Origin of the sequence: Tepidicaulis marinus (assembly GCF_000739695.1) — a bacterium.
Taxonomy (GTDB): domain Bacteria; phylum Pseudomonadota; class Alphaproteobacteria; order Parvibaculales; family Parvibaculaceae; genus Tepidicaulis; species Tepidicaulis marinus.
Genome location: NZ_BBIO01000012.1, coordinates 76,772 through 102,629 on the forward strand (window position 1 = coordinate 76,772; position 25,858 = coordinate 102,629).

The following is a 25,858-nucleotide window of genomic DNA, read 5'->3' on the forward strand; positions in this document are numbered from 1 at the left end:
CGGGCGGCGCCAAACAATCCTGGGCTTGGAAGGGCCGCGCGAACCGCTCCCCCGCCCCCGGAAAGCCCCCCTGAAACGGCGCTTGCACACATCCTTTCCGCGATTGTTCAAATTTGGGCGCTGAAGTGTGCAAAAAGTTGCGTTAGGACCTATGTTAATCGCAATTAACGCAAGGGCGGCCACAGGCACGCCCTTAAGGGAGGATATTATGGCTGCCGAGAAAAACCGTCAGGTACTGATCGTCGAACTGCCCCAGGGCAAGCTGAGCGAGGCGCATTTCAAACTGGTGGACGGCGCCGTGCCGGAGGCCAAAGACGGCGATGTGCTGGTCAAGACCCACTACATCTCGCTCGATGCGGCGAACCGGGCCTGGATGCAGGGCGCGACCTACCGGGACGCCATCGAATCGGGCCAGGTCATGGCGGGCGGCGCCATTGCCGAGGTGCTGAGCTCGAAAAGCGACGCCTTAAAGCCCGGCGATCTCGTCTTCGCGGATACCGGCTGGCAGGAATTTGCCGCCCTGCCCGCCAAGCAATGCACGAAACTGCCGGCGCTCGAGCCCATGACCCATCTTCTCTCCGTCTATGGGGTGGCGGGCCTGACCGCCTATTTCGGGCTTTTTGAAATCGGCGCGCCGAAGGAAGGGGAAACCGTCGTCGTTTCCGCCGCCGCCGGGTCCGTCGGCTCCATTGTCGGCCAGCTTGCCAAGATCCGCGGCTGCCGCGTCGTCGGCATTGCAGGGGGCCGCGAGAAATGCGACTGGCTCGTCAAGGAACTCGGCTTCGATGCTGCCATCGATTACAAGAACGAGCCCGTCCACAAGGCGCTGAAAGAAGCCTGCCCGAAAGGCATCGACGTTTATTTCGACAATGTGGGCGGCGACATTCTGGAAGCCTGCCTTTTCCGCATGAACCTTTTCGGCCGCATCGCCTGCTGCGGCGCGGTTTCGCAATATGACGGGGAAGCCCCGGCGCATGGGCCGCGCGGCATTCCCGGCCTCATCGTCACGAAGCGCATCAAGATGCAGGGTTTCATCGTGATGGATTTCAACGACAAGCGCGATCAGGCGCTGGACGATCTGCAGCGCTGGGTCGGCGAAGGCAAGATCAAGGTGCAGGAAGACATTATCGAGGGGCTGGAAAACACTCCGCGCGCGTTGATTGGCCTTCTGGCGGGCGAGAACCGCGGCAAGCGCATGGTCAAGGTCACCTGAGCCTCGCTATTCAATTCGCAACCAACTTAAACACCTCAACCCAAACGCAAGGAGACTCTTCATGAGTGTAACCAGCAAGGAAATCCGCCTCGCCGCGCGCCCCGTCGGCATGCCGAAGGAGAGCGATTTCGAAGTGGCCGAAGCCACTATCGCCGATCCCAAAGACGGTGAAGTGCTCGTCCGCAATATCTGGATGTCGGTCGATCCTTACATGCGCGGGCGCATGATGGACCGGGAAAGCTATGTGCCGCCCTTCCAGATCGGCAAGCCGCTGGAAGGCGGGGCCATCGGCCAGGTCGTCAAATCCAAGAGCGATAAGTTCAAGGAAGGCGATTATGTGAACTCGATGCTGGGCTGGCGGGAATATTTCGTCTCCGGCGCCGACGGGCTCACCAAGGTCGATCCCAATATGGGCCCCATCGAAGCCTTTCTCGGCGTGCTCGGCATGCCGGGCCTGACCGCCTATGCCGGCCTGATGCGGGTGGGCGAGTTGAAAGACGGGGAAAACGTTTTCGTCTCCGCCGCTTCCGGCGCCGTCGGCTCCGTCGTCTGCCAGCTTGCCAAAGCCCATGGCTGCTATGTGGTGGGCAGCGCCGGCTCGGACGACAAATGCGAATGGCTTGAAAAAGAAGCCGGCATCGACAAGGCCATCAATTACAAGACCTGCGGCGATCTCGATGCGGCGGTGAAAGCGGCCTTCCCGAAAGGCATCGACGTTTACTTCGAAAATGTCGGCGGCGCGCATCTGCAGGCAGCGATCAATTACATGAACCCGTTCGCCCGCGCGGCGCTGTGCGGCATGATCGAGCAGTATAACGCCACCGAGCCCGCCCCCGGCCCGAACAACCTCATCATGGCCGTCGGCAAGAGCCTGAAGCTGCAGGGCTTCATCGTCTCGAACCATTTCGATCTTCTGCCCGACTTCTATGCCGAAATGTCGAAACTCATTCCGGCGGGCAAAATGAAATGGCAGCAGACCGTCGAAGAAGGCATCGAGAACGCGCCGAAAGCCTTCCTCAATCTCTTCACGGGGAAAAACTTCGGCAAGATGCTGGTCAAGGTCGGCAACGACCCGGCGGTTTAAGCTGATAGGGACCCCGGCCCCGCGCCGGGGTCCACGCAGCATTGCCGCTCTCTCATTCTCATTCCCCTTCCCGTCTTCCCTTCCTTGCGCGCATCTGCGAGCATGAGCCAAACAAAGGTGGAGGAACATCATGCCCGTGAAAAACCGGCGCTGGGTGCTGGCATCGCGCCCGGCCGGCAAACCCGTAAAAGAAAACTTCCGGCTGGAAGAAGAAGAGCTGCGCGATCCGGGCGAGCATGAGGTGCTGGTGCGCGCCCGGTATTTTTCGGTCGACCCCGGCATGCGCTCGCGCCTTTCCGGCGATTCTTACGCCCAGGCGCTCGGCATCGGCGAGACCATCGAAGGGGCGATGATCGGCACGATCAAAGCCTCCAACAATGAGCGCTTCAAGGAAGGCGATCTCGTCACCGCCGGGTTCGGCTGGCAGGAATATGCGCTCTCCAACGGGCGCGGCATCACCAAGCTCGACGCCTCGATCTTCCAGCCCCCGCTTACCGTGACGGCGGCCATCGGCGTTCTGGGCATTCCGGGGCTCACCGCTTATTTCGGCCTTCTCGATATGGGCAAGCCGAAGGAAGGCGAGACGGTGCTCATCTCCTCCGCCGCCGGCCCCGTCGGCGCGACGGCAGGCCAGATCGCCAAGATGAAAGGCTGCCGCGTCGTCGGCATCGCCGGTTCCAAAGACAAATGCGAATATGTCACCCGCGAGCTCGGCTTCGATGCCTGCTTCAACTACAAGCAAGAAAAAGACCTAGTGGCGGCGATCAAGAAGCACTGCCCGGACGGCGTCGATATTTATTTCGACAATGTGGGCGGGGAAATGCTGGATGCGGCCATCGCCAATGCGAATGAGCGCGCCCGGCTGATCATTTCCGGCCAGGTTGCCGAATATAACAGGCCCGAGCCGCGCGGCATCCGCAACACGACGCGTTTCATCACGCACCGGCTGCGCATGGAAGGGCTCGTCGTCTTCGATTATTTCAAGCAGTTTCCGCAAGCCCAGGCGGAAATGGCCGGCTGGATCAAATCCGGCAAGCTGAAATATACCGAAGATATTTCCGAAGGCATCGAAACCGCGCCGGAAGCCTTTATCGGCCTCTTTGAAGGCGAGAACCATGGCCGCCGCCTGATCAAGGTCGGCTGAGGCCTCTTCCCCTCTTTTGAAAATCAAACGTCACCCCGGCACTTGTTGCCGGGGTCCACTCTCTTTGCAACCAGAAACCCCTCAGAGACAGCAACAGACATCTCAATGCGCGGCAGCGTTAATGGATCCCGCGGACAAGCCGCGGGATGACATGGGGAGTATTGCGCACCTGTTTTTACGCCGGCTTTTCTTTTGCCTTGAGCACCACCGTGACAACACCGAGCGCCATGAGTGTGCAGGCGCTGGCCATGACGAAAGCGGCGCCGGGGAAATAGACCGGCGCATCCGCTTGCGTGAAAGCATGGAAAATCTGTGTGGAAAGGAGCGGCGCGACCGTCATGGTGAGCCCCATGACGCTTGAGATGGCGCCCTGCAGCTCGCCTTGCGCATTTTCCGGCACATGCCCCGCCATGATGGAACGCAGCGCCGGCTGCACCAGCCCCATGAAAGACAGCACCACCATGAAGGGCAGGAACATCCAGCCCTCGCTCGCAAAGGCAAAGCCGAGAAAACCGAGGCTCGTTAGCGTCAAACCAAGGGCTGCCGCGCGCGCCTCCCCGATGCGGGGAATGATGAGCCTTGTGCCGAGCCCCATCATCAGCGCCATGCAGAGGCCGACAAAGGCGAGCGAGGCGCCAACATCTGCCTCCGACCAGCCGAATTTCAGCATCGTGTAATAGGACCAGGTCGACGGGTTCACATCATGGGCGAGCTGGAAGAAGACGCTCGCACCTAAAAGCCCCAGCACGAGCGGGTACTTACGCATTTGCCGCAGCGCGCCGAGCGGGTTCGCCCGCAGCCAGACGAAGGGGCGGCGGTTTTCTTGTTTCAGCGTTTCCGGCAGCACGAAGAGCCCGTAAAGCACATTGAGAAGCCCGAGCCCCGCGGCAGCAAAGAACGGCACGCGCGGGCCGAACTCACCGAGCAGCCCGCCGATTGCCGGGCCGATGATGAAACCCACACCGAAAGCCGCGCCGATCAGCCCGAAATTCGCCGCGCGTTTTTCCGGGGAAGAAATATCGGCGATATAGGCATTGGCGATGGTGTAATTCGCCCCGCACATGCCCGCGAGCACACGGCCGACAAAGAGCCAGAGGAGATCGGGCGCAAACCCCATGATGACGTAATCCGCCGCCAATGCCGTCAGCGATAAAAGCAGCACGGGGCGGCGGCCATAGGCATCGCTCAAGTTTCCAAGCACCGGGGCGAAGAGAAACTGCATCGCGGCATAAGTGAACATCAGCCATCCGCCATAGGCTGCCGCCTCGCTGAGCCCCTCCCCCGTCACTTCGCCGATGAGCGAGGGCATGACCGGCATGATCATGCCGAGGCCGATCATGTCGATCAGGACCGTGACGAGCAGGAAGATGACGGCATGTTTGCCCGGCGCCCGCGCCATTACGTCTCTCCGTAAAGGGCTGCGGCGCGGCGCTTCAATTCGTCCGGCGGCACGTCCTCGATATGCTGGGACAGCGCCCAGCGGTAGCCGAAGGGATCGAGTACATGGCCGGAGCGTTCGCCGTAAAACTGATCTTCGGCGGCGCGCGTCACTTCCGCGCCCGCGTCTGCCGCTTGCTTCATTGCGCTGTCCACATCCGCTACCTGCAGCGTGAACATGACCGGCGAGCCGCCGAGGCTTTTCGGGCTGCGCGCACCCATGTCGGGAAATTCATCGGCCAGGTAAAAACTGTCGCCGCCGATTGTAAGCTCGGCATGGCCGATCTTGCCGTCCGGGCCCGCAATGCGCGCGCCCGTTTCCTTCGCCCCGAAAGCCTTGATGTAAAAGTCGATGGCGTCTGCCGCCTTATCGGCAATGAGGTAAGCGGTGATGGTTTGCTGCCCGGTCATATCTCTCTCCCCTAGTCGTTTGCGATGATATCGCCGGCACGGGCCTTCAGGCTTTCGAAGTTCCGCGCCCAGATCTGCGCCTTCATCATCATCAAGCGGTGCCCGGCGAGGCCATGCAGGGCCGGATGGTCCGGCGGCAAGCTGTCCCAGCCCGTGTGAACAAGCTCCAGCCGCGTGCCCTCTCCCACCGGCGTGAAGCGGATATCGACGGCGGTTTCCTGATCCGCCGCAAAATTCGGCAGGCGGAAAGTGAAGGAGAGCCGCTCGCCCGGCTGCCAGCACGTTACCTCGCCGATCACATGGCGCCGCGCCGGGTCTTCCCCGTCCCGGTGCACGAGCCGCGTCGTGCCATTGCGCTCGAACCTGATTTCCCCTTCCCAGGGCGGGAAGAAGCGGTATTCCGGCCCGCGCCGCCACCAGCGGTCAATGTCACCGACGAAAATTTCAAACAGACGGGCGGGCGGCACCGCGATCTCGATGCTGACATGTATGTCGGATTTGGGTGGTGCGCTCATGGCCCGCTCCGGCGCGCGGCGCGGACGGGCGGCGATTTGCCTGCGCCTTTTTCCTCCCGCACCACGCTTTCGGCATGGGCTTTGAGCGCCTGCAGGCTATCGCCCCAAAAGGCGCTCACCTCTTCCAGCCAGCCGGACAGCGCCTCGAAGGGCGCCCGCTCCAGCCGGTAGAGCTTGATGCGCGCGTCCTCTTCCACCCGCTCCTCGGTAATCAGCCGGGTTTTGCGCAACACGCGCAGATGCCGGCTCATGGCCGGGCCGCTCATGCCCGCCGCCTCGGCAATCTCCCCGGCGCGGCGGGGGCCGTCTTTGAGAAATTCCACCGCCCGGCGCCGGGCCGGGTCGCCCAGCGCCGCCAGAATAAGGTCCAAATTTTCCGGTGCCGGGTTTTGCATCCGCATCTCAATTCATATGTATTATCGTTATTATTTAACGCATACGTTAAATAATATGTCAACACGGCGTCTCACGGAAATGTTAGAGTAAAGCTCGCTTTTCCCGACTATTCTGCGGGAAATTTCTTCACCCTGGAGACCGATATGGAAGCCGTCAAACAGCGCTACGGCGCCGCTGCCGAAGCCCTTGAGGAAGCCCTTTGCTGCCCGGTGGATTACGATCCGCGCTATCTGAAAGTCATTCCGGAAGAAGTGCTGGAGCGCGACTATGGCTGCGGCGATCCCTCCCGCTATGTGCGTGAAGGTGAGACCGTGCTCGATCTCGGCGCGGGCGGCGGCAAGATTTGCTTCATCGCCTCGCAGATCGTCGGGCCCAAGGGCCGCGTCATCGGCGTCGATATGACGGATGAAATGCTGGAGCTTGCCAAGCGCAGCCAGCCGCTCGTCGCCGAAAAGATCGGCTATGACAATGTCGATTTCCGCCACGGCTATATCCAGGATCTGGCCACCGATCTCGATGCGCTCGGCCAGTGGCTGGAAAGCCATCCGGTCAAATCCGCCGCCGATTACAAGAAGCTCGCCGACAAGCAGGCCGAGCTGCGGCGCACCGCCCCGCTCGTTGCCGATAACAGCATCGATGTGATCGTCTCCAACTGCGTGCTCAATCTCGTGCCCGACCATGAAAAGCCGCAGCTCTTCCGCGAAATGTTCCGTGTGCTGAAGCCGGGCGGGCGCATCGCCGTTTCCGACATCGTCTCGGATGTGGAAAGCCCGGAGCATCTGAAAAACGATGCAACGCTTTGGAGCGGCTGCATTTCCGGCGCGCTGACCGAGCTCGGCTTCATCGACGCGCTGGCCGATGCAGGCTTTGTGGGCGCGGCCTTCGACAAATTCGATCACACGCCCTGGCAAGTGGTCGAAGGGATCGAGTACCGTTCCGTCACCGTCCTCGCTTACAAGCCCGCCGCCGATGCCGCCGCGCAGAAAGAAGCCGTCGCGCTTTATGCCGGGCCTTGGGCGGAAGTCGCCGACGATGAAGGCCGTATCTTCCGCCGCGGTGAACGCGTCACCGTCTCTGGCATGGACGCAGCCGTACTGCGCTCCGGCGCCTATGCCGACATGCTGATCATCGGCGAGCCGGAAGCAAGTGAATGCTGCCCGCCCGCGCCGAAAAGCGGCGGCGGTTGCTGCTGAGGCAATTTCGCTTTTCCCAACAAAAAGGGCGGCCCCGCAAGGCCGCCCTTTCTTGTTCTATTGCACTTCTTCTGTCCGGGCCGCTTATTCAGCGGCGGCAACGCCTGCCGCCTGCAGCGCGGAGCGCTCGGCCTTCAGCCCTTCGGCGATGAGGAACGCGAGTTCCAGCGCCTGATTGGCGTTAAGGCGCGGGTCGCAGTGCGTGTGATACCGGGAGGAAAGATCGCCCTCCGTAATCGCCTGCGCGCCGCCGATACATTCGGTGACATCGCGGCCCGTCATTTCAAAATGCACGCCGCCCGCATGGGTGCCTTCGGCCCGGTGCACGGCCATGAATTCCTGCACTTCCGCCAGCACCCGGTCCACCGGGCGCGTCTTGAAGCCGTTCGAGGCCTTGATCGTATTGCCATGCATGGGATCGCAGGACCAGACGACCTTGCGGCCTTCCTTTTCCACCGCGCGGATGAGCGCAGGCAGATGCTTTTCGACATTGCCGGCGCCGAAACGGGCGATCAGCGTTAGCCGGCCCGGCTCGTTTTCCGGGTTCAGCGCATCGATGAGGCGCAGAAGATCGTCGGCTTCCATGGAAGGGCCGCATTTCATGCCGATCGGATTTTTCACGCCGCGGCAGAATTCCACATGCGCATGGTCGGCCTGGCGCGTGCGGTCGCCGATCCAGAGCATATGGGCGGAGGTGTCGTACCAATCGCCCGTGGTGGAATCGATCCGCGTCATCGCCTGCTCATAGCCCAGAAGCAGCGCTTCGTGGCTCGTGTAGAATTCCGTCTCGCGCATTTGCGGCGCGGTGTCGCCGTCAATGCCGCAGGCTTTCATGAAGTCGAGCGCTTCGGAAATACGCGTGGCAAGCTCCTCATAACGCGCGCCTTCCGGGCTGTCGGAAACGAAGCCCAGCGTCCAGCGGTGCACATGATGCAGGTCCGCATAGCCGCCTTTGGCAAAAGCGCGGATGAGGTTCAGCGTCGCCGCCGCCTGGCTGTATGCCTGGAGCTGGCGGCGCGGGTCGGGCACGCGGGCCGCTTCCGTGAACTCCATGCCGTTGATGATGTCGCCGCGGTAGCTGGGCAGTTCCACCCCGTCGATCGTCTCGGTATCGGACGAGCGCGGCTTGGCGAACTGGCCGGCAATACGGCCCACTTTCACGACCGGCGAGGAGGCGGCGAAGGTCAGCACCACCGCCATCTGCAACAACACGCGGAACGTGTCGCGGATATTGTCCGGGTGGAATTCGGCAAAGCTTTCCGCGCAGTCGCCGCCCTGGAGCAGAAACGCGCGCCCTTCACAGACTTCGGCAAGCTCGGCTTTCAGGCTGCGGGCTTCCCCTGCAAAAACCAGCGGCGGATAATTGCGCAAGGCCGTTTCGACTGCCTTTACCGCTTCCGCATCCGGATAGGTCGGAACCTGCTTGATAGGTTTCGATCTCCAACTTTCCGGCGTCCATTTCTCCGCCATTGGTCTCTTCCTTGTTTCGCTCAACTAAGTCTGGATCACTTAAGTCTTTGATTTTCAAATACAAAGAGGCGCGCAGCCTTGGCCCTCGATAACGCTCGAAGGCCCGAACCGCACGCTCCCTGTCAGCTTCACCTTACTATATAGCCCCAAAGAATTCGAACGCCAAGGCTAAGGGCTTGATTTTATTGGGCTTGGCATCATCCCGCAGGCTCCCGGCGCGGGCCTCGCCTCTCCTCACCCGTCATGGCCAGGTTTATCCGGGCCATCCACGGCAACTTGCCGCAGAGTTTGCAGGTCTGTCCGTGGATGGCCCGCATAAAGCGGGGCATGACAAGAGGAATGAGCCGGTTTCAGTGCCCCGCTACTATTCCGCAGCCTGAGCCGTGGGCGCGATATAGGGCTCTTTCATGGTCACCAGCTCTTCCGCCGCCGTGGGGTGCACGGCAATCGTGGCGTCGAACTGGGCCTTGGTGGCGCCCATGGTCACGGCAATGCCCACCGTCTGGATCATCTCGCCCGAGTAAGGCCCGATCATGTGTACGCCGAGCACCTTGTCGGTCTTCTTCTCGACAATGATTTTCATGAGCGTGCGCTCGTCCCGGCCCGACAGCGTGTGGAGCATCGGTTTGAAGGTGGATTTGAAGATGGTGACGCCGTCCTCGCCATGGGCGCGGCACGCCTCTTCCTCGGTCATGCCGACCGTGCCGATTTCCGGATGCGAGAAGACCGCCGTCGGAATGATCGAATGATCGACCTCTTGCGGGTTGTCGTTGAAGACGGTTTCGGCGAAAGCCGCCCCTTCGCGGATGGCGACGGGCGTCAGATTGGCGCGGTCCGTCACATCGCCCACCGCATAGATATTGTCGATATTCGTTTTGGAGCGGGCATCGACCGCGATGGCGCCGGCCTTGTTCAAAATGACGCCGGCTTTTTCAAGACCGAGACCGTCCACTTTCGGCCGCCGGCCCGTTGCATACATCACGCAATCGGTTTCGTAGCTGTCTCCGTCCTGCAGAATGACCTGCAGGCGCCCGCCTTCCAGCTTCACGATCTCGGCAATATCGGTATTGGTGAGAACGTCGATGCCCTTCTTGATCATCTCGTCCTGCAGCGTGTCGCGCAGGTCTTCATCGAAGCCGCGCAGAATCTTCGGGCCGCGGTAAAGCTGCACCGTCTTGACGCCGAGCCCATTGAAAATACCGGCAAATTCCACCGCGATATAGCCGCCGCCCACAACGGTGATTTCCTTCGGCAGGGTTTCAAGATGAAAAGCCTCGTTGGAGGAAATCGCGTGCTCGATGCCCGGAATGGCGGGCAGATAAGGCCAGGCGCCCACGGCGATCAGAATCTTGTCCGCCGTCACATCGCGCCCTTCCTGCACCAGGTGCACGGTATGCGCGTCTTTCAGCTCGGCGCGGCTTTCAATGATCTCGACGCCGGAATTCTTCAGGTTACGGATATAGATGCCGTTCAGCCGGTCGATCTCCCGGTCTTTATTGGCGATCAGCTTTTCCCAGGAAAAGCGCGCCTCCGGCACCTCCCAGCCATAGCCCGCCGCGTCTTCGAAACTTTCGGCGAAGTGGCTGGCATAGACGAACAGCTTTTTCGGCACGCAGCCCCGGATGACGCAGGTGCCGCCCACGCGGTATTCCTCGGCAATCGCGACCTTTGCGCCATATTTCGCCGCCATGCGCGAGGCGCGCACGCCGCCGGAGCCGGCACCAATGACAAAAAGATCGTAATCGTAAGCGCTCATCTCAATTTCCTTCGGTCTTCTCGTGCTCTTTAGGCCGGGCTCTCTGGCAGCCTTGTCTTTGTAAGCGGTTCCGGCTTACGGCTTCGGTTCTATCAGATCGGCGCCCTTGTCCGTTCCGACAATGGCAAGAGAAGCAATCGAGATAAACAATCCGTTATCCACCACACCGGGAATGAGATTGAGCGCGCGGGAAAGCCCGTCCGGATCAGGAATGGCGCCGAACTGGCAGTCATAGATGAAATTTTCCGAATCGGTGAGAAAGGGCACGTCATAGTCATCATCGCGCGGCTCGATCGGCCCTTCGCAGCCGAAGGCCCGCGCGGTTTCGGCAATCTTCATCGCGGTGACGCGCGAGCCGAAGGGAATGACCTCGACGGGAAGCGGAAACTTGCCGAGCGTTTTTACGACTTTGGACGTGTCCGCCAGCACGATCATGCGCTTGGAGGCGGTTGCGACGATCTTCTCGCGCAAAAGCGCGCCGCCGCCGCCCTTGATCAGCCGGAGCTGGCTATCAAGCTCATCCGCGCCGTCGAAGGTAATATCGAGCTCGGGCGTTTCATCGAGATTGGTGAGCGGAATGCCCAGTTCCTCGGCCAGCGCCGCCGTGCGCTCGGAGGTCGGCACGCCGACAACGTTCAAGCCTTCCGCCACCCGCTCGCCCAGAAGGCGGACGAAATGTTCCGCCGTCGAGCCGGTGCCGAGGCCGAGTTTCATGCCCCCTTCCACGAAATCCAGGGCGCGGATGGCCGCGTGCCGTTTTTGTGCATCCGACATGAAATCTTCCTCTCAATATGCCGCTCCGGGGCAGCGCCTTCTCTGTCAAGAAAGATCAAAGCCCTGCCATAGCGACATATTTCACTTCGAGGAATTCCTCAATGCCCCATTGGCCGCCTTCGCGCCCGATGCCGCTTTCCTTCCAGCCGCCAAAGGGGGCGACTTCGGTGGAAATCAGTCCCGCATTGACGCCGACAAGCCCGGATTCCAGCGCCTCGGCCACGCGCCAGCAGCGCCCGACATCGCGGGAATAGAAATAGGAGGCAAGACCGAAAGGCGTGTGATTGGCGAGGCGGATCGCCTCCGCTTCCGTGCTGAAGCGGAAGACGGGCGCGACGGGGCCGAAGGTTTCTTCCCGCGCGACCAGCATGTCCGAGGTCGCGCCGGAAATGACGGTGGGCTCGTAATAAGTGCCGCCCAGGGCATGGGCCTTGCCGCCGGCCACGACCTTGGCGCCTTTGGAAGTCGCATCCTTCACATGTTCTTCGACTTTTTCGATGGCTGCCGTGTCGATCAACGGGCCTTGGTTCACGCCGTCCTCAAGGCCATTGCCGACTTTCAGCGCGCCGACTTTTTCAACGAGCTTTTCAACGAAGGCATCATAGACACCTTCCTGCACGAGAAAGCGGTTCGTGCAGATGCAGGTCTGGCCGGTATTGCGGTATTTGGAGGCAACCGCCCCTTCCACCGCCGCGTCCACATCCGCATCATCAAAAACGATAAAGGGCGCATTGCCGCCGAGCTCAAGCGAGATTTTCTTCATCGTCGCGGCGGATTGTTCCATCAGCTTCTTGCCGACTTCCGTCGAGCCGGTGAAAGTGAGCTTCTTCACCTTGGCATTGGCGGTCAGCTCGCCGCCGATTTCGGAGGCCTTGCCGGTCACGATGTTCAACACGCCCTTGGGCAGGCCCGCCCGCTCGCCAAGTTCGGCAAGCGCCAGCGCTGAAAGCGGGGTTTGGCTGGCCGGTTTGACGACGCAGGTGCAACCGGCGGCAAGCGCGGGGCCCACTTTGCGGGTAATCATGGCGGCGGGGAAATTCCACGGTGTGATCGCGGCAACGACACCGACCGGCTGTTTCAGCACCACAATGCGCCGATCATTCGTTGGGGCGGGCACGATGGCGCCGTGCACGCGCTTGGCTTCTTCGCCGTAAAATTCCAGGAAGGACGCTGCATAGGCGATCTCGCCTTTGGACTCGGCAAGCGGCTTGCCCTGCTCGCTCGTCATCAGCACCGCCAGATCGTCCTGATGTTCCATCATCAAATCGAACCAGCGCCGCAAAATCTGCCCGCGTTCCTTGGCCGGGCGCGCCGCCCAGTCCTTGAAGGCCTTTTCCGCCGCGTCGATAGCCGAGCGCACCTCGCTCGCTCCGAGCGAAGGAACGGCGGCAATCACCTCGCCCGTCGCCGGGTTCGTCACGTCGATCGCGCCTTTTCCGACCCAGGCCCCGTCGATATAGCAGGCGGTTTTCAGAAGTGACGCGTCTTTCAAGTTCAATGTGCCGCTCATTTGTCCTCTCTCCAGGCGAGGGAATACGTGCAAGGTATTTTCACCTTATCGCCGCGCCCCCGATCGCCTATGCTGGCGCTTGCGTTAAGATAAATCTATCATGCAGTCTTAACCGCCGCGATGCGGCGCAGCCCCCTATTGATTAATAAACTGAGCATGAGCGCCCAAAGTTCCTTTTCAGATACGTATGCCGAAGCCCGCGCCCGTTTCGTGCGCGCGGCGGCGGACGCGGGCGCACAACTTTTCAGCTACGAGCACCCTTCCGCCACCGGCCCGATGGGCGAGACGCTTTATCTGGACGCTGCCTGGTTCGGCCCGCGCGATGCCGCTTCCGTGCTGATCAACACCTCCGGCACCCACGGAGCGGAAGGCTATGGCGGCTCGGCGGCGCAGCTTGCCTGGATCGAGCAGATGGGCCCTGCCTCGCTGCCGCCGGGCACGGCGCTTTTCATGATCCATGCGGTGAACCCGTTCGGCTTTGCCTGGGGGCTGAGGGGCACCGAGAACAATGTCGATCTCAACCGCAACTGGCTCGACCATTCAAAGCCCCATCCTGCCAATCCGCTTTATGCGGAAGTGCACCCGCTCATGTGCCCGCGCCATATCGACAAGGGCTTTGCCAATGAGCTTGTGATGCAAAGCACGAAGCTGCTGTCCGTGCATGGGCAATGGGCGCTGGAAGAGGCCATTACCCGCGGCCAGTACACGCATCCGGACGGGTTTCATTTCGGCGGCCTCCGCCCGGAATGGTCGACGGAGGTGATCAGCGCGCTGGTGCGCCGGGAGCTCTCCCAGGCGCGGCGCGTCGGCTTCATCGATTGGCATTCGGGTCCCGTCGGCAATGGCGAACTGATTTTCCTTTGCTTCTCCAAACCGGGCTCGGTGGGCTTTGCCCAGGCTTCCGAATGGTGGGGCCCTCGCGCCCTCGACCCGGAGCATGTCAACGCGCTCTGGGGTTCGAAACGGCCGAGCCGGCGCGGCATCGTCTTCTGGGGCATCGAAAACCTCGTCAAAGACCATGCGGATTTTGCCGGGGCCGTGGTGGAGTTCCGCTCCGCCCGGGCCAAGGACAATCCGCTCGAAAGCCTGCGGATTTCGCTTCTGGAGCGCTGGCTGCGCTTTGAAGGCGGGTTCAATGCGCCCGAAGCGCCGCGCTATTTCGAGGAAATCCGCGAGGATTATGCCCCGAGGCGGGAAAGCTGGCGGGAAAACGTCATCACCAATGCGCTCACCACCTATGAGCAGACCCTGGCCGGGCTCGGCCGCTGGGCCCGGGAAACGGGCTCACTGGCCGCGGACTGAGCCTTTTAGGCGGCCTTATCCCCTCATTTCCGTCCCATCGTCCCGAAAAAGGGTGCGCTGCGGCAAATTAGCCGCTTCAAGCCTCTTGACGTTAGTTTAGAACAATACTAAATCGCGTGTAACGGCGGATCTCCTCCCCGCCGATGATGCGCAACGCGAAATAACAGACATTCCAAGGAGCCATTTATGAGTGTTCTCGTAGGCAAACAAGCCCCGGATTTCACCGCAGCCGCGGTGCTCGCCGACGGTGAAATCGTCGAAAATTTCAACCTGAAAGAGCATCTGAAGGGCAGCTACGGCATCGTCTTCTTCTACCCGCTCGACTTCACCTTCGTTTGCCCCTCGGAAATTCTGGCCTTCTCGAACCGCGTGCCGCAATTCGAAGAGCGCAACACGAAGGTCGTCGCGGTCTCCGTGGACAGCCAGTTCTCGCACTATGCCTGGCGGAACACGGCACCTGCCGATGGCGGCCTCGGCCCGGTGAAATTCCCCATGGTGGCCGACATGACCAAGCAGATCGCGCGCGATTATGACGTGCTGATCGAGGATGACGGCGTGGCGCTGCGCGGCACGTTCCTCATCGACCGGGAAGGCGTGGTCCGCCACCAGCTCGTCAACGACCTGCCGCTCGGCCGGAACGTGGACGAAGCCATCCGCCTCGTCGATGCGCTGCAGTTCCACGAAGAGCACGGCGAGGTTTGCCCTGCCGGCTGGAACAAGGGCGATGAAGGCATGAAGGCCGACGCCGAGGGCGTTGCCTCCTACCTCAAGGAACATGCCGAAGCCCTTTAAGCGGCTTTAAAGCGCTTTAGCCGCCTTTCGGTATCGGTCCCGGTTCCCTATATTACGGGAACCGGGACCGGTGACCGGCACAATTGACCGGCCCCGTTGACTGGCTGGGCCGCGTCAAGAGTTTGATTGATCTCCACGCCCCTCGAAAGAATGAGTGTTCCATGTCCGAGCTACAGCATTCCAAAGTCATCATCATCGGGTCCGGGCCTGCCGGCTATACCGCTGCCGTCTATGCGGCGCGCGCCATGCTGGAGCCGACGCTCATTCAAGGCATTCAGCCGGGCGGGCAGCTGACCATTACGACGGATGTCGAAAACTATCCCGGTTTTGCCGATCCCATTCAGGGCCCCTGGCTGATGGAGCAGATGGAAGCCCAGGCACGCAATGTCGGCACCAATATGGTTTCCGACACGATCGTGCGCGCCGAGCTTGGCGTCCGCCCCTTCCGCCTTACCGGTGACAGCGGCACGGTTTACACCTGCGATGCGCTGATCATCGCAACGGGCGCCCAGGCAAAATGGCTCGGCCTTCCGTCCGAAGAAAAGTTCCAGGGCTTCGGCGTTTCCGCCTGCGCGACCTGCGACGGGTTCTTCTACCGCGGCAAGGAAGTCGTGGTGGTGGGCGGCGGCAACACCGCCGTCGAGGAAGCGCTGTTCCTGACGAATTTTGCCAGCAAGGTGACGCTCGTGCACCGGCGCGATGAATTGCGCGCAGAAAAAATCCTGCAGGACCGTCTCTTCAATCACGAGAAGATCGAAGTCGTTTGGGACAGCGCGCTTGAAGAAATTCTGGGCGATGAAGACCCGCTCGGCGTTACCGGCGTGCGTCTGAAAAATCTGAAGACCGGCGAGATTTCCGAGCGCAAGACGGACGGCGTCTTCATTGCCATCGGCCACAAGCCCGCCGTCGAGCTTTTCGAAGAAGAGCTGGAAACGAAAGAAGGCGGTTATCTGGTCACGGCGCCCGATTCCACCGTCACCTCCATTCCCGGCGTTTTTGCCGCCGGCGATGTCACGGACGATGTGTACCGCCAGGCCGTCACGGCGGCAGGCCTCGGCTGCATGGCCGCGCTCGAAGCCGAGCGTTATATCGCGGCCCAGGAAGCAACACCTGCGAAAGCAGCGGCGGAATAAGCTCTACCCAGCCGGATTAAAGTCCGGCCGACAAAAGATCCGGCAAGGCGCGCATGTCATCAAAGAGATGCGCGCCTTCGCGTTTCAGGCCTTCTGCATCGGTATGCGGATCGCCTGCATAACCCAGTACCTTCATGCCAGCGGCGATGCCCGCCTGCACGCCGGGCACACTATCCTCGATCACCACGCATGTTTCCGGCGCATGGCCCATTTGCGCGGCGGCATGTAAGAAAAGATCGGGCGCGGGCTTACCCTTGCCCACCATATCCGCACTGAAAAGCACATCCTTGACGAAAGGCAAAAGGCCGGAGGAGCCGAGCGTTGCATGCATCTTCTGGATCTGGCCTGAAGACGCGACGCAAAAAGGATGCGGCAGACCGGCCAGCCATTCGAGCTGCTCGCGCACACCGGCAATCGCCTCGATCCCCGCTTCAAAGGCATGCAGCGTTTCTTTGCGCACCACCGCATCGGGCCAATCGGGGGCAAGCTGGCGGCCGAGTTCCGCCTCCACTTCTTCCTGCACGGAGCTAAGCGAACGGCCGACGAAACGGCGGCGGCACTCGGCATAGGTGATGACGAGGCCGAGATCGGCGAGCAGGCGCACCAGCAATTCATTGGCAACGCGCTCGGTATCGACCAGCACGCCGTCACAATCGAAAATGATGAGGGAAGCGGAAGGAACGGGTTTCGGCATGGGCGCAGTTTAACCGCGCTCCCGCGCCGCGCCAGTCACATTGCGTGACGCATTGTTTCAGGCGCGCGCCTCTTACTCGTCACCCTCAGGCGTGGGCCCAAGGGTCCATGGGAAGCGGCGGTAAGCGGGGACGCTGCATGGACCCCGGCTTGGGGGCCGGGGTGACAGCTTCAACATGCCGAAAAACCGGTCAGAAATAGATCGGCTTGTCCTGCATGTCCTTGTAGAGCCCGGCGACATATTCGCCGTAGCCATTGAAGAGCTGCGTCGGCACGCGCTTGCCCGTGCCCAGCACTTCTTCGGTAGCCTGCGACCAGCGCGGATGCGGGACTTCCGGGTTCACATTCGCCCAGAACCCATATTCCTGCGGATTGATCTCTTCCCAGAAGCTGACCGGGCGCTGCGAGGTGAAGGTGAAGCGCACGATGGATTTGATCGACTTGAAGCCATATTTCCACGGCACCGCAAGGCGGATCGGCGCGCCATATTGTTTCGCCAAAGGCTCGCCGTAAACGCCCGTCACCATGAAGGCGAGATCGTTCGTCGCCTCTTCCATGGTCAGCCCTTCCACATAAGGCCAGGGATACCAATATTGCCGCTGGCCGCTCGCCATTTCCGGGTCCTGGAAGGTTTCCATGCGCACATAGCGGGCGCTCGATTTGGGATCGGCGCGCTTGACGAGTTCCTTCAAGGCAAAGCCGGACCAGGGCACGGTCATCGACCAGGCTTCTACGCAGCGGTGCCGGTAGAGCCGTTCTTCCAGCGGCATGGCGCGGATCAGCGTGTCGATATCGAGCGTTTCGGGATTGTTCACCTCCCCGTCGATCACCACCTGCCAGGGACGGATTTTCAGCTCCTGCGCCTTGTCGTAAATGCGCTTGTGGGAGCCGAACTCGTAGAAATTATTATAGGTGGAGGAAATGGATTTTGGCGTCAGCTCCCGCTCGATCGTATAACGCTCATTGCGCGAGACGGGATAAAGATCGGCCGTCGGATCGCTGCTGGAAGAGGCCGCGCCCGCAGCGCTTTCTTCCGCCTCCCCGTCACAGGCGCCGAGCCCCATGCTCGCCGCGCTGGCCAGCACCAGGCCGGTGGTTTTCAAAAACCGGCGGCGGTTGAAGAATATTTCCTGAGGCGTCGCCTCGCGCTCTGGAATTTCCCAGCCCTTTTTCGATTTGATCAGCATGGGGGCAGCCTTTCACCGGTCAAAGATCGTCTTTCCAAGGAGCATGGCCAAATGCGCAAGCAAAGCGCGTTCAAAACCATGCTAGAGAACATAGAAAGACGCCCGGTCAAGGCAAATCACGTTGGCGTAACTTACCTTACCGGGCTGTCATAATGCGCCGGAAATGCGGCTGCAGACGCTTATTCCAGCATGGAGCGCAGCATCCAGGCGGTTTTCTCGCTGGCCTGCATGCGCTGGGTCAGAAGGTCCGCCGTCGGCTCATCGCTCGCCTCATCGACGATAGCGAATACTTCACGGGCCGTGCGCGTGATCGTCTCGTGCGCTTTGACGAGATTGGCGATCATCGTCTCCGCCTTCGGCACGCCATTGTCTTCTTCTACCGAAGTCAGCTCGGCAAAAGCCTTGTAGGTGCCCGGCGCCACCGCGCCCAGGGAGCGGATGCGCTCGGCGATTTCGTCCACCGCGATCCAAAGCTCGTTATATTGCTGCTCGAACATCAGATGCAGCGTGTTGAACATCGGACCTGTCACATTCCAATGGTAATTATGGGTTTTGAGGTAGGTCGTGTAGGTATCTGCCAGAACGCGGGTGAGGCCCTCGGCGATTTTTTCACGGTCTTTTGCTTTGATTCCGATGTCGATTTTCATGGCGCTCTCCTGTCTTCACGTACGCGTTATAATATATATCCAAACCAGCGCGTTACAAGTCTTTTTATATCAATTCTAAATTTAGCTTTCGCGCTTTGCACTGGAAGCGCACGGCGCCAGCGCTTATGGTAAACGCCAATTGCCGAGCTTAACCAGGGGGATGGACCATGTCCGCATCAAAAACCGTGGATGTCGAGATCGATTGGGTGGACCGTGAACCGGTGGTGATGAACCGGCGGCGCCTGATCCAGGGGCTCGCCTCCGGCTCCGTCGTCGCCCTTGCCGGCTGCACGCAGAACCGGGCGCTCGGGCGCTCGCAGCTCATCCTCGTCTCCGACGGGCAATTGGCGCAGATGGCCGCCAGTTCCTGGAGCGCTCTTAAAAAGCAGGAGCGCATTTCCCGCGACCCGCGCATGAATGCGCGCCTGCGCACCGTGGGCAGCCGCATCGTGCAAAGCGCCGGGCTCGGCAATCAGCCCTGGGAGTTCACGCTTTTCGACAGCGACGAAGCCAATGCCTTCGTGCTGCCGGGCGGCAAGGTTGGATTTTACGAAGGCATTTTCAAACGCTTCGACAACGACCATCACCTGGCCGCCGTGATGGGCCATGAAGTGGGCCATGTCACCGCCCGCCATTCGGCCGAACGCTACAGCCAGCAGCTTGCCGCGGGCCTTGGCATGACGGCTGCTGCCGTCGCCATGGAAGCGGGCGATGTGCAAGGGGGCAAGGAAATCGCCGCCGTGCTCGGCATGGGCGTGCAATTCGGTGTGCTCCTGCCCTATTCGCGCCGCCACGAGCTGGAAGCCGACACGCTGGGCCTGCGCTACATGCATGCCAGCGGCTATGACGCGCGCCAGGCCGTCGGCCTTTGGCAGAACATGGCCAAGCAAAGCAAAGGCAGCGCCCCGCCCGAATTCATGTCCACCCATCCCTCCCACGCCAGCCGCATCGCCAACATCCAGCAGGAACTGAAACGCATGGGCCTTGCCGCGGTGACGGACGAAAACGGGGTGGAATATACGTGAGGCGGGGCGAGGCGATGGACCGGACCACGCGCATAGGTGCCGCGCTCTGGTGGGTCACATCGTTCTTTTTTGTGGTAACCAATGCGCCCTTCATGCTCGTTGCCTTCTTTGAGCCTGATCATGTCATTGCCGCAATCTATTTTTTTCCGAGTGCGGGCATCGTGGTTTGTTTCTTGTTGATGTTCTTCGGCAGTCAAACGGCTCGGCGTATATGGGTTGTGTTCTTGATCTTGCTCATGCTTGTCATGGGACCAGTACTCATATTTCGTAATATCTGGTCAGGTCTTATTTCAGTGGCCATCGATATCGCTTTTATCGCGCTTTTTATGTCGGCGCCGGTGATAGCATATATCGACCATCGCGAAGAAAAGAGCCGTAGACGTTTTGCACGTGAACAACGCATTTGATGCCTATCTCCGCGTAACGCCAAGAGCGACAAGACGCGAGCGTCCGCATACTAGCTAGACCTGAATGTTCCTTTAGCGCCTCGCCCGCTGCCGCCGCTGCAGAAGGAAAAGGCATTCCATTGACCACGGGCCACGCCTAAAAGTGACGGCAAACAAAAAAGCCCCGCGCGGTGCGCGGGGCTTTGTCATTGCGGAATGCCTCCAATTTTTACGTCAGGCTGGCGCAGAATTTCTGGATGCGTTTGCACGCTTCCTGCAGCGCCTCGGTGGAGGTCGCGTAGGAAATGCGGAAGAAGGGCGAGAGGCCGAAAGCTTCCCCATGCACCACGGCGACGCCTTCGGCTTCCAGAAGCGCGGTGGCGAAATCCTCGTCCGTGTCGATCGTCTTGCCTTCCGGCGTTTTCTTGCCGATGCAGCCGGCGCAGGACGGATAGACATAGAACGCGCCTTCGGGCACCGGGCATTCGATGCCTTCCGCCTCGTTCAGCATTTTCACCACGAGGTCGCGGCGCTCCTTGAAGACTTTCGCCCGCTCGGGGATGAAGTCCTGCGGCCCGTTCAAGGCTTCCACCGCCGCCCACTGGCTGATCGAAGTCGGGTTCGAGGTGGACTGCCCCTGGATCTTGCGCATGGCGGCGATCAGCGGCTCGGGGCCTGCGCAATAACCGATACGCCAGCCCGTCATCGCATAGGCTTTCGAGACGCCGTTCATCGTCAAGGTGCGCTCATAAAGCGCGGGCTCGACCTGCGCGGGGGTCGTGAAATCGAAATTGTCATAGACGAGATGCTCATACATGTCGTCCGTCAGCACCCAGACGTTTTCATACCGCTTGAGTACATCCGTCAGCTTCTTCAGCTCCTCGCGCGTATAGGCCGCGCCGCTCGGGTTGGAGGGCGAGTTGAAGATGAACCATTTCGTCTTCGGCGTGATCGCCGCTTCCAGATCTTCCGGGCGCAGCTTGAACCCGTCTTCCATTTTCGTTTCGAGGAAAACGGGCGTGCCGCCGGCGAGCAGCACGATATCGGGATAGGACACCCAGTAAGGGGCCGGAATGATCACTTCATCGCCCGGATTGAGCGTCGCCATCATCGCGTTATAGAGGATGGGCTTACCGCCCGGCGCGACGAAGACCTGGCTCGTTTTGTAGTCGAGCTTGTTTTCCCGCTTGAACTTGCCGGCGATGGCTTCTTTGAGTTCCGGGATGCCGTCCACGGCGGTGTATTTCGTTTCCCCGCGGCGGATCGCCTCGATCGCGGCTTCCTTGATGTTGTCCGGCGTGTCGAAATCGGGCTCGCCCGCCCCCAGGCCGATCACATCGACCCCGGCAGCTTTCAGATCGCGCGCCTTCTGCGTCACAGCCATGGTGGCAGACGGCTTGATACGGCTTAGCGAGTCGGAAATGAAACCCATGAAACGGCTCCCGCGGAAAAGGGGTTGAAATGCGGCGTCAACCTATGACGGCGCGGGGCATTTCGCAACAGCCTGCAAGGGGGTTTGCCCCCGCTTTTCCTCAGATTTGCGGGCGCGCGAGAAAATAAATCGCAATCGCGGCCAAAAGCGCGCCGATCCCGGCAATATCCGCGATCATGACCCGTTTAAGCTGCCCGTTCAGCTCCGGCACACCCCAGGCAAGCCAGACGAAAGCGGCCATGGAAACGAACCCGATGAGGAAGGCGGCAGGCTGCAAGGCGGGCTTGAATGCGGCAAAGATCATGAACCCGCCGATGAGGGCGAAAAGCACCGCCCGGTGCTGCATGAGCACCAGAAGATTGGGCTCCTCGAAACTCAGCCCATACATGGTTTTAAGGCGCGCGGCGCCGAAAACGCCCATGACCGGGGCGGCGTTCAAAAGCCCGGTAAGGATGAGCAAGCCGCTGACGATCTTTTCCATCTATCTCTCCTTAAGCGCCGCGCGCATGGCGGCCATGAGCTCAGGGTCCGCGCCTTCCCGCGCAAGCCCCTCCAAAATCGCCGTGCCCCGCTCGCCCGCCTTGTCCTGGCTGAGCTTCGTTTTGGCTTCGAGCCGCTCTACTTCCATTTCGAACATCGCCGTTGCCTCCAAAAGCCGGGCCTTCCAGCCGGGCTCGAGACCGTCCATCCGCCAGGGATCGGGGCGCGCCTCTTCGAACTGCGCCGTCATGCGGGCCAGCAGATCGAGGCAGCGGTCTTTGCCGTCGATCGTTCTCACCGGCCCATAGGCATGCACCGCCTGATAGTTCCAGGTCGGCACCATTTTCGGATCGTCCGTCCAGGCGGGCGAGATATAGCCATGGGGGCCTTGAAAGATGACGAGCGCGCGGGCGCCTTGCTCAAGCGCCTCGCTCAGCGGATTGGCGCGGGCCATATGCGCGCGCAGGTAAAGCCGCCCGTCTTCTTCTTCCGTCAGAAACGGCAGATGAGCGGCTTCCGGCGCGCCCTCGCCGTTCAAGACGAAAAACGCGAAGGGATAAGCGCGCATCAGCGCCAGCGCTTCGCCTCTCTCCGTCATCTCGTATCGCGGCGGAATATACATGTGATTACCTTTCAGACAGCGGACCGGTGAGAGTGAGATGCGGCGCGGCGAGACCGGGCAAGCAGGCTGCATCGGCAAGCGGCGTGCCCACTGCCAGATGCAGCGGAATGACCCCAGCCCAGACAGGCAGCTCCATATCTTCCGGCTCGTCATTGACGCCGCCCGTGCGCGTCTTCGCCGCGACCTGTTCCAGCTTCAGGCGCAGCACCACAGTCGCCTTGAACTCTTTCACATTTGCCGCGCGCACTTCGGCGGACCGGCCTTTGGCGAGACGCTCGACGGTGAGATCGAGCGCGCGGGTCTTCTCCTCTCCCTCCACTATCTCCGGCACGCCATGCACCGTGACGGAGCGGTAATTGACCGAGTGATGGAAACCGGAGCGGGCGAGCACCAGCCCGTCGAGCAAGGTCACATTGATACAAAAAGGTGCGCCGCGCCGGGCCGCTTTCGCCAGGCCCATTTTCGCCGAACCATGCAGCAGCAGGCTTTCCCCGTCGCGGACGAAATACATCGGGATGACGTGAGGAACCCCCGCTTCGTCCGTATAGGCCACATGGGCCATGAGCGCCTCATCCAGAACAGCGTGGACGAGCGCCTTGTCATAAGAGGCCCGTTCCGGCGCGCGCTTTGGCCGGAACCGCTTTTCGGTGGCATAGGCGGACATGACATCGGACATGGGCATTACCCCGCCCGCTTCGGCCGGGCGGTGAGCTCGCCGCCGCAATTGGGGCAGCGATGGTCCATATCGCTCGTGCAAGGTGCGCAAAACGTACACTCATAACTGCAAATCGATGCCTCGCCCTCCGGCGGTGTCGGGGCCTTGCATTTCTCGCATTCCGTTCTCATTTCCAGCATTGGCGCCCCCTTTCACGGTCCGCTTTCCGGCCCATCGCAGCGGGCCGGACCAATTCATCAATCGGACCGTGACCAAGCCTTAAAATTGGCTCCTTCTAAAGCTCCAATGGCATAACTATATTGGGGCCAATCCCGGCGCGGATCGGTATTCGCACCCTTGCCGCGCATTTCTTGACCCTGGTCTGGGGGGCCAATCATGAATTCACCGACAGCCATTTTGGGGGCGCTCAATCTCGATCCCGATCTGGAAACCCCGCTCTACCGTCAGCTCTATGACAGCGTGCGCAGCGCCATCTTGAGCGGGCGGCTGCTCGCCGGGCTGCGCATGCCGCCGAGCCGCACGCTGGCCAAGGAACTGGCCATCGGCCGCAACACTGTGGTCGCCGCCTATGAGCAGCTCATCGCGGAAGGCTATCTGGAAAGCCGGGTGGGCTCGGGCACCCATGTCGCGGCCATTCCCCCCGACACGCTGATCGAGGCGGGCCGGGCCGAGCGCCAGGAGATCAAGCCCGACCCGCGCCGCCGCCTTTCCCAGCGGGGCGAGGCGATGCTTACCGTCAAACGCGCCTCACCCTCTTACGTCAAAGGCCATGTGCTGCCCTTTCAGCACGGCATGCCGTCGCTGGAATTCTTTCCCCATCAAGTCTGGGCGCGGCTGCTGGCCCGGCGCGCGCGCCAGCCGCAATCGCGGCTTTTCGATTATCAGCTCGGCACCGGCTTTCCGGCCCTGCGCGAGGCGATTGCCGAATATCTCGGCGCGGCGCGCGGCGTCGTCTGCGGGCCGGACAATGTCATCGTCACGGCAGGCGCGCAGGCCTCGCTCGATCTTGCCACGCGTCTTGTCGTCGATCCGGGCGATGTCGTCTGGCATGAAGAGCCGGGATATCTTGGCGCGCGCGGGGCCTTTCTTGCCTCGAGCGCGCGCATCGTGCCCGTGCCGGTGGACGAAGAGGGCATGAACCCCGATGCCGCCCCGCCCGGCGAAGATCCACCGCGGCTTATCTACTGCACGCCCTCGCACCAATACCCGCTTTCCGTCACCATGAGCCTGAAGCGCCGCCTCGCGCTTCTGCAAAAGGCCAATGAAGTCGGCGCCTGGGTATTGGAGGACGATTACGACAGCGAGTTCCGCTATGCCGGCCGCCCCCTCTCCTCGCTCCAGGGGCTCGACCGCACGGGCGGCGTCATCTACATGGGCACCATGGCAAAGACGCTCTTTCCCGCCATCCGCATCGGCTATCTCGTCGTGCCCGACAATATGGTGGAAGCGTGCCTGCGCGCCATCCGCGTGACGGGGCAGAACCCGCCCGCCATCGTGCAGGCCGCCGTTGCCGACTTCATGCATGAGGGGCATTTCTCCGCCCATATCCGCCGCATGCGCGCGCTTTATGCGGAGCGGCGCGATCTCCTCATCGATGCGCTGGAAAGCAAGCTTGGCGGGCGCATCCGCCCGGCCCGGCCCGACGGCGGCATGCAATTGCCCGCCTTCCTGCCCGAAGGGGTGAGCGATGACGATGCCACCGCCGCCGCCGACCGGCACAAGGTGCTGACCACCGCCGTCTCGCATTTTTATCTCACCCAGCGCAAACGCCATGCGCTTTATCTCGGCTTTGCCGGCGTGCCGGAAAAGCTGATCGAGCCGGGCGTCGAGCGGCTGAGCGCCGCGCTTCATGAAGTGGGAGTGTAAGCGCCATGCGCCTATACAACATGCACAACTCCGGCAATTGCTACAAAGTCCGCCTAACCGCGCATCAGCTTGGGCTGCCTCTCGACATCGTCAATGTGGATGTGCTCGCCCAGGAAACGCGCACCGGCACGTTTCTCGCCAAGAACCCGAATGGGCGCGTGCCGCTTTTGGAAACCGATGACGGACGCTTTCTGCCCGAATCCAACGCCATCCTCTTTTATCTCGGCGAGAACACGCCGCTCGTGCCCGAAGACGCCTTCGAGCGGGCGCAGATGCTGCAATGGATGTTCTTCGAGCAATATAGTCACGAGCCTTACATCGCCGTGGCACGCTTCTGGCTTTCCATCAAACCGGGCGGGCGGGATGAGATTTCCGAGAGCCAGCTTGCCGCCTGGCATGAGCGCGGCCATCAGGCGCTCGGCGTCATGGAAAAACATCTGATGTATACGGATTTTTTTGCGGCAAACCGCTACACGCTCGCCGATATCGCGCTTTATGCCTATACCCATGCCGCAGGCGATGGCGGCTTCGATCTCGCCCCTTATGAAGCCGTGCGCGCCTGGCTTGCCCGTGTGGAGGCCCAGCCCCGGCATATCACGATGAAAGCGTAACACATCCGGGGGCCGTCACATTTTCGCCCTTAAATGACCCTCCCCCCGGCCCATTCCCCCAAAAGTCTCGCCCCATTGCTGCGCTCCACTGAGCACATCAAGG

At 61.3% G+C, this 25,858-nt stretch carries 27 protein-coding genes; 11 read left to right on the forward strand and 16 right to left on the reverse strand.

Going from position 1 to position 25,858, the window contains the following annotated elements; genetic code table 11:
• The first annotated feature begins 208 nt into the window (after window positions 1-208).
• From M2A_RS11695 to M2A_RS11705, 3 genes are all read left to right on the forward strand, one after another.
• The gene (locus M2A_RS11695) at window positions 209-1,213 is read left to right on the forward strand and encodes an NADP-dependent oxidoreductase (RefSeq protein WP_045447588.1); all 1,005 of its coding nucleotides are present in this window, start codon (window positions 209-211) and stop codon (window positions 1,211-1,213) included.
• 61 nt (window positions 1,214-1,274) lie between these two features.
• Window positions 1,275-2,297, forward strand: a complete 1,023-nt coding sequence (locus M2A_RS11700) for an NADP-dependent oxidoreductase (protein ID WP_045447591.1) — start codon at window positions 1,275-1,277, stop codon at window positions 2,295-2,297.
• 130 nt (window positions 2,298-2,427) lie between these two features.
• A complete protein-coding gene (locus M2A_RS11705) occupies window positions 2,428-3,441 on the forward strand; it encodes an NADP-dependent oxidoreductase (RefSeq protein WP_045447594.1) in 1,014 nt (337 codons plus the stop codon).
• Between the two features lie 175 nt (window positions 3,442-3,616).
• Here M2A_RS11705 and M2A_RS11710 read toward each other — a convergent pair whose 3' ends face one another.
• From M2A_RS11710 to M2A_RS11725, 4 genes are read right to left on the reverse strand one after another with little or no spacing between them, the layout of a single operon-like run.
• The gene (locus M2A_RS11710; RefSeq protein ID WP_045447597.1) at window positions 3,617-4,840 is read right to left on the reverse strand and encodes a TCR/Tet family MFS transporter; all 1,224 of its coding nucleotides are present in this window, start codon (window positions 4,838-4,840) and stop codon (window positions 3,617-3,619) included.
• Window positions 4,840-5,289: a VOC family protein gene (locus M2A_RS11715; protein WP_045447600.1), complete on the reverse strand. Its 450-nt coding sequence runs from the start codon at window positions 5,287-5,289 to the stop codon at window positions 4,840-4,842. The genes M2A_RS11710 and M2A_RS11715 overlap by 1 nt, the downstream gene beginning before the upstream one ends.
• A gap of 11 nt (window positions 5,290-5,300) precedes the next feature.
• On the reverse strand, window positions 5,301-5,804 hold the full coding sequence (locus tag M2A_RS11720; RefSeq protein WP_052379434.1) for an SRPBCC domain-containing protein: 504 nt from the start codon (window positions 5,802-5,804) through the stop codon (window positions 5,301-5,303).
• Window positions 5,801-6,199, reverse strand: a complete 399-nt coding sequence (locus M2A_RS11725; RefSeq protein ID WP_045447603.1) for an ArsR/SmtB family transcription factor — start codon at window positions 6,197-6,199, stop codon at window positions 5,801-5,803. Before M2A_RS11725 ends, M2A_RS11720 begins: the two co-directional genes overlap by 4 nt.
• 144 nt (window positions 6,200-6,343) lie before the next feature.
• Here M2A_RS11725 and M2A_RS11730 point away from each other — a divergent pair, with 144 nt between their 5' ends.
• A complete protein-coding gene (locus M2A_RS11730) occupies window positions 6,344-7,393 on the forward strand; it encodes a methyltransferase domain-containing protein (protein ID WP_052379435.1) in 1,050 nt (349 codons plus the stop codon).
• An 84-nt stretch (window positions 7,394-7,477) separates the two neighbouring features.
• Here M2A_RS11730 and M2A_RS11735 read toward each other — a convergent pair whose 3' ends face one another.
• From M2A_RS11735 to M2A_RS11750, 4 genes are all read right to left on the reverse strand, one after another.
• Window positions 7,478-8,863 carry a class II 3-deoxy-7-phosphoheptulonate synthase gene (locus M2A_RS11735; protein WP_045447606.1) on the reverse strand — a complete coding sequence of 462 codons (1,386 nt, stop codon included), beginning with the start codon at window positions 8,861-8,863 and terminating at the stop codon, window positions 7,478-7,480.
• Between the two features lie 364 nt (window positions 8,864-9,227).
• Window positions 9,228-10,619, reverse strand: coding sequence for a glutathione-disulfide reductase (gene gor, locus M2A_RS11740; RefSeq protein WP_045447609.1), 1,392 nt, complete (start codon window positions 10,617-10,619; stop codon window positions 9,228-9,230).
• Between the two features lie 75 nt (window positions 10,620-10,694).
• On the reverse strand, window positions 10,695-11,393 hold the full coding sequence (gene rpiA / locus M2A_RS11745; protein WP_045447612.1) for a ribose-5-phosphate isomerase RpiA: 699 nt from the start codon (window positions 11,391-11,393) through the stop codon (window positions 10,695-10,697).
• A 55-nt stretch (window positions 11,394-11,448) separates the two neighbouring features.
• Window positions 11,449-12,903: an NAD-dependent succinate-semialdehyde dehydrogenase gene (locus M2A_RS11750; RefSeq protein ID WP_045447615.1), complete on the reverse strand. Its 1,455-nt coding sequence runs from the start codon at window positions 12,901-12,903 to the stop codon at window positions 11,449-11,451.
• A 156-nt stretch (window positions 12,904-13,059) separates the two neighbouring features.
• On the opposite strand from M2A_RS11750, the gene M2A_RS11755 reads away from it, so the two are divergent.
• The 3 genes from M2A_RS11755 (at window position 13,060) to trxB (ending at window position 16,130) form a co-directional block, all read left to right on the forward strand.
• Entirely contained in the window at window positions 13,060-14,205 is a 1,146-nt protein-coding gene (locus M2A_RS11755) for a DUF2817 domain-containing protein (protein ID WP_045447617.1), read from the forward strand.
• A 186-nt stretch (window positions 14,206-14,391) separates the two neighbouring features.
• Window positions 14,392-14,997, forward strand: coding sequence for a peroxiredoxin (locus tag M2A_RS11760; RefSeq protein WP_045447619.1), 606 nt, complete (start codon window positions 14,392-14,394; stop codon window positions 14,995-14,997).
• 161 nt (window positions 14,998-15,158) lie between these two features.
• Window positions 15,159-16,130, forward strand: a complete 972-nt coding sequence (gene trxB, locus M2A_RS11765; RefSeq protein WP_045447622.1) for a thioredoxin-disulfide reductase — start codon at window positions 15,159-15,161, stop codon at window positions 16,128-16,130.
• A 16-nt stretch (window positions 16,131-16,146) separates the two neighbouring features.
• Here the strand turns inward: trxB and M2A_RS11770 are convergent, their stop codons facing one another.
• From M2A_RS11770 to M2A_RS11780, 3 genes are all read right to left on the reverse strand, one after another.
• On the reverse strand, window positions 16,147-16,824 hold the full coding sequence (locus M2A_RS11770; protein ID WP_045447625.1) for an HAD family hydrolase: 678 nt from the start codon (window positions 16,822-16,824) through the stop codon (window positions 16,147-16,149).
• Between the two features lie 190 nt (window positions 16,825-17,014).
• Window positions 17,015-18,010, reverse strand: a complete 996-nt coding sequence (msrP, locus tag M2A_RS11775) for a protein-methionine-sulfoxide reductase catalytic subunit MsrP (RefSeq protein WP_045447628.1) — start codon at window positions 18,008-18,010, stop codon at window positions 17,015-17,017.
• Window positions 18,011-18,189: 179 nt separating this feature from the next.
• Complete coding sequence (locus M2A_RS11780; protein WP_045447631.1) at window positions 18,190-18,657, reverse strand: Dps family protein; 468 nt, start codon at window positions 18,655-18,657, stop codon at window positions 18,190-18,192.
• Between the two features lie 167 nt (window positions 18,658-18,824).
• On the opposite strand from M2A_RS11780, the gene M2A_RS11785 reads away from it, so the two are divergent.
• Window positions 18,825-19,682, forward strand: a complete 858-nt coding sequence (locus M2A_RS11785; RefSeq protein WP_052379436.1) for a M48 family metallopeptidase — start codon at window positions 18,825-18,827, stop codon at window positions 19,680-19,682.
• 14 nt (window positions 19,683-19,696) lie between these two features.
• Window positions 19,697-20,089 (forward strand): hypothetical protein, encoded by a 393-nt coding sequence (locus M2A_RS11790; protein WP_045447634.1) that lies wholly within the window; start codon window positions 19,697-19,699, stop codon window positions 20,087-20,089.
• Window positions 20,090-20,297: 208 nt separating this feature from the next.
• Here the strand turns inward: M2A_RS11790 and M2A_RS11795 are convergent, their stop codons facing one another.
• The 5 genes from M2A_RS11795 to M2A_RS17800 all read right to left on the reverse strand — a co-directional run bounded on the left by M2A_RS11795 (window position 20,298) and on the right by M2A_RS17800 (window position 23,457).
• On the reverse strand, window positions 20,298-21,500 hold the full coding sequence (locus M2A_RS11795) for a pyridoxal phosphate-dependent aminotransferase (protein WP_045447637.1): 1,203 nt from the start codon (window positions 21,498-21,500) through the stop codon (window positions 20,298-20,300).
• Between the two features lie 100 nt (window positions 21,501-21,600).
• Window positions 21,601-21,981 (reverse strand): hypothetical protein, encoded by a 381-nt coding sequence (locus M2A_RS11800; protein ID WP_045447640.1) that lies wholly within the window; start codon window positions 21,979-21,981, stop codon window positions 21,601-21,603.
• Window positions 21,982-22,602 (reverse strand): FMN-binding negative transcriptional regulator, encoded by a 621-nt coding sequence (locus tag M2A_RS11805; protein ID WP_045447643.1) that lies wholly within the window; start codon window positions 22,600-22,602, stop codon window positions 21,982-21,984.
• Window positions 22,603-22,606: 4 nt separating this feature from the next.
• Window positions 22,607-23,278, reverse strand: coding sequence for a pyridoxamine 5'-phosphate oxidase family protein (locus M2A_RS11810; RefSeq protein WP_244444446.1), 672 nt, complete (start codon window positions 23,276-23,278; stop codon window positions 22,607-22,609).
• A gap of 5 nt (window positions 23,279-23,283) precedes the next feature.
• Window positions 23,284-23,457, reverse strand: a complete 174-nt coding sequence (locus tag M2A_RS17800) for a DUF1272 domain-containing protein (RefSeq protein ID WP_081875590.1) — start codon at window positions 23,455-23,457, stop codon at window positions 23,284-23,286.
• A 196-nt stretch (window positions 23,458-23,653) separates the two neighbouring features.
• Between M2A_RS17800 and pdxR the strand changes: the two genes are divergently transcribed.
• Window positions 23,654-25,144 (forward strand): MocR-like pyridoxine biosynthesis transcription factor PdxR, encoded by a 1,491-nt coding sequence (gene pdxR / locus M2A_RS11815; RefSeq protein WP_045447647.1) that lies wholly within the window; start codon window positions 23,654-23,656, stop codon window positions 25,142-25,144.
• A 5-nt stretch (window positions 25,145-25,149) separates the two neighbouring features.
• The gene (locus M2A_RS11820; protein WP_045447650.1) at window positions 25,150-25,755 is read left to right on the forward strand and encodes a glutathione S-transferase family protein; all 606 of its coding nucleotides are present in this window, start codon (window positions 25,150-25,152) and stop codon (window positions 25,753-25,755) included.
• The last annotated feature ends 103 nt before the right edge of the window (window positions 25,756-25,858 follow it).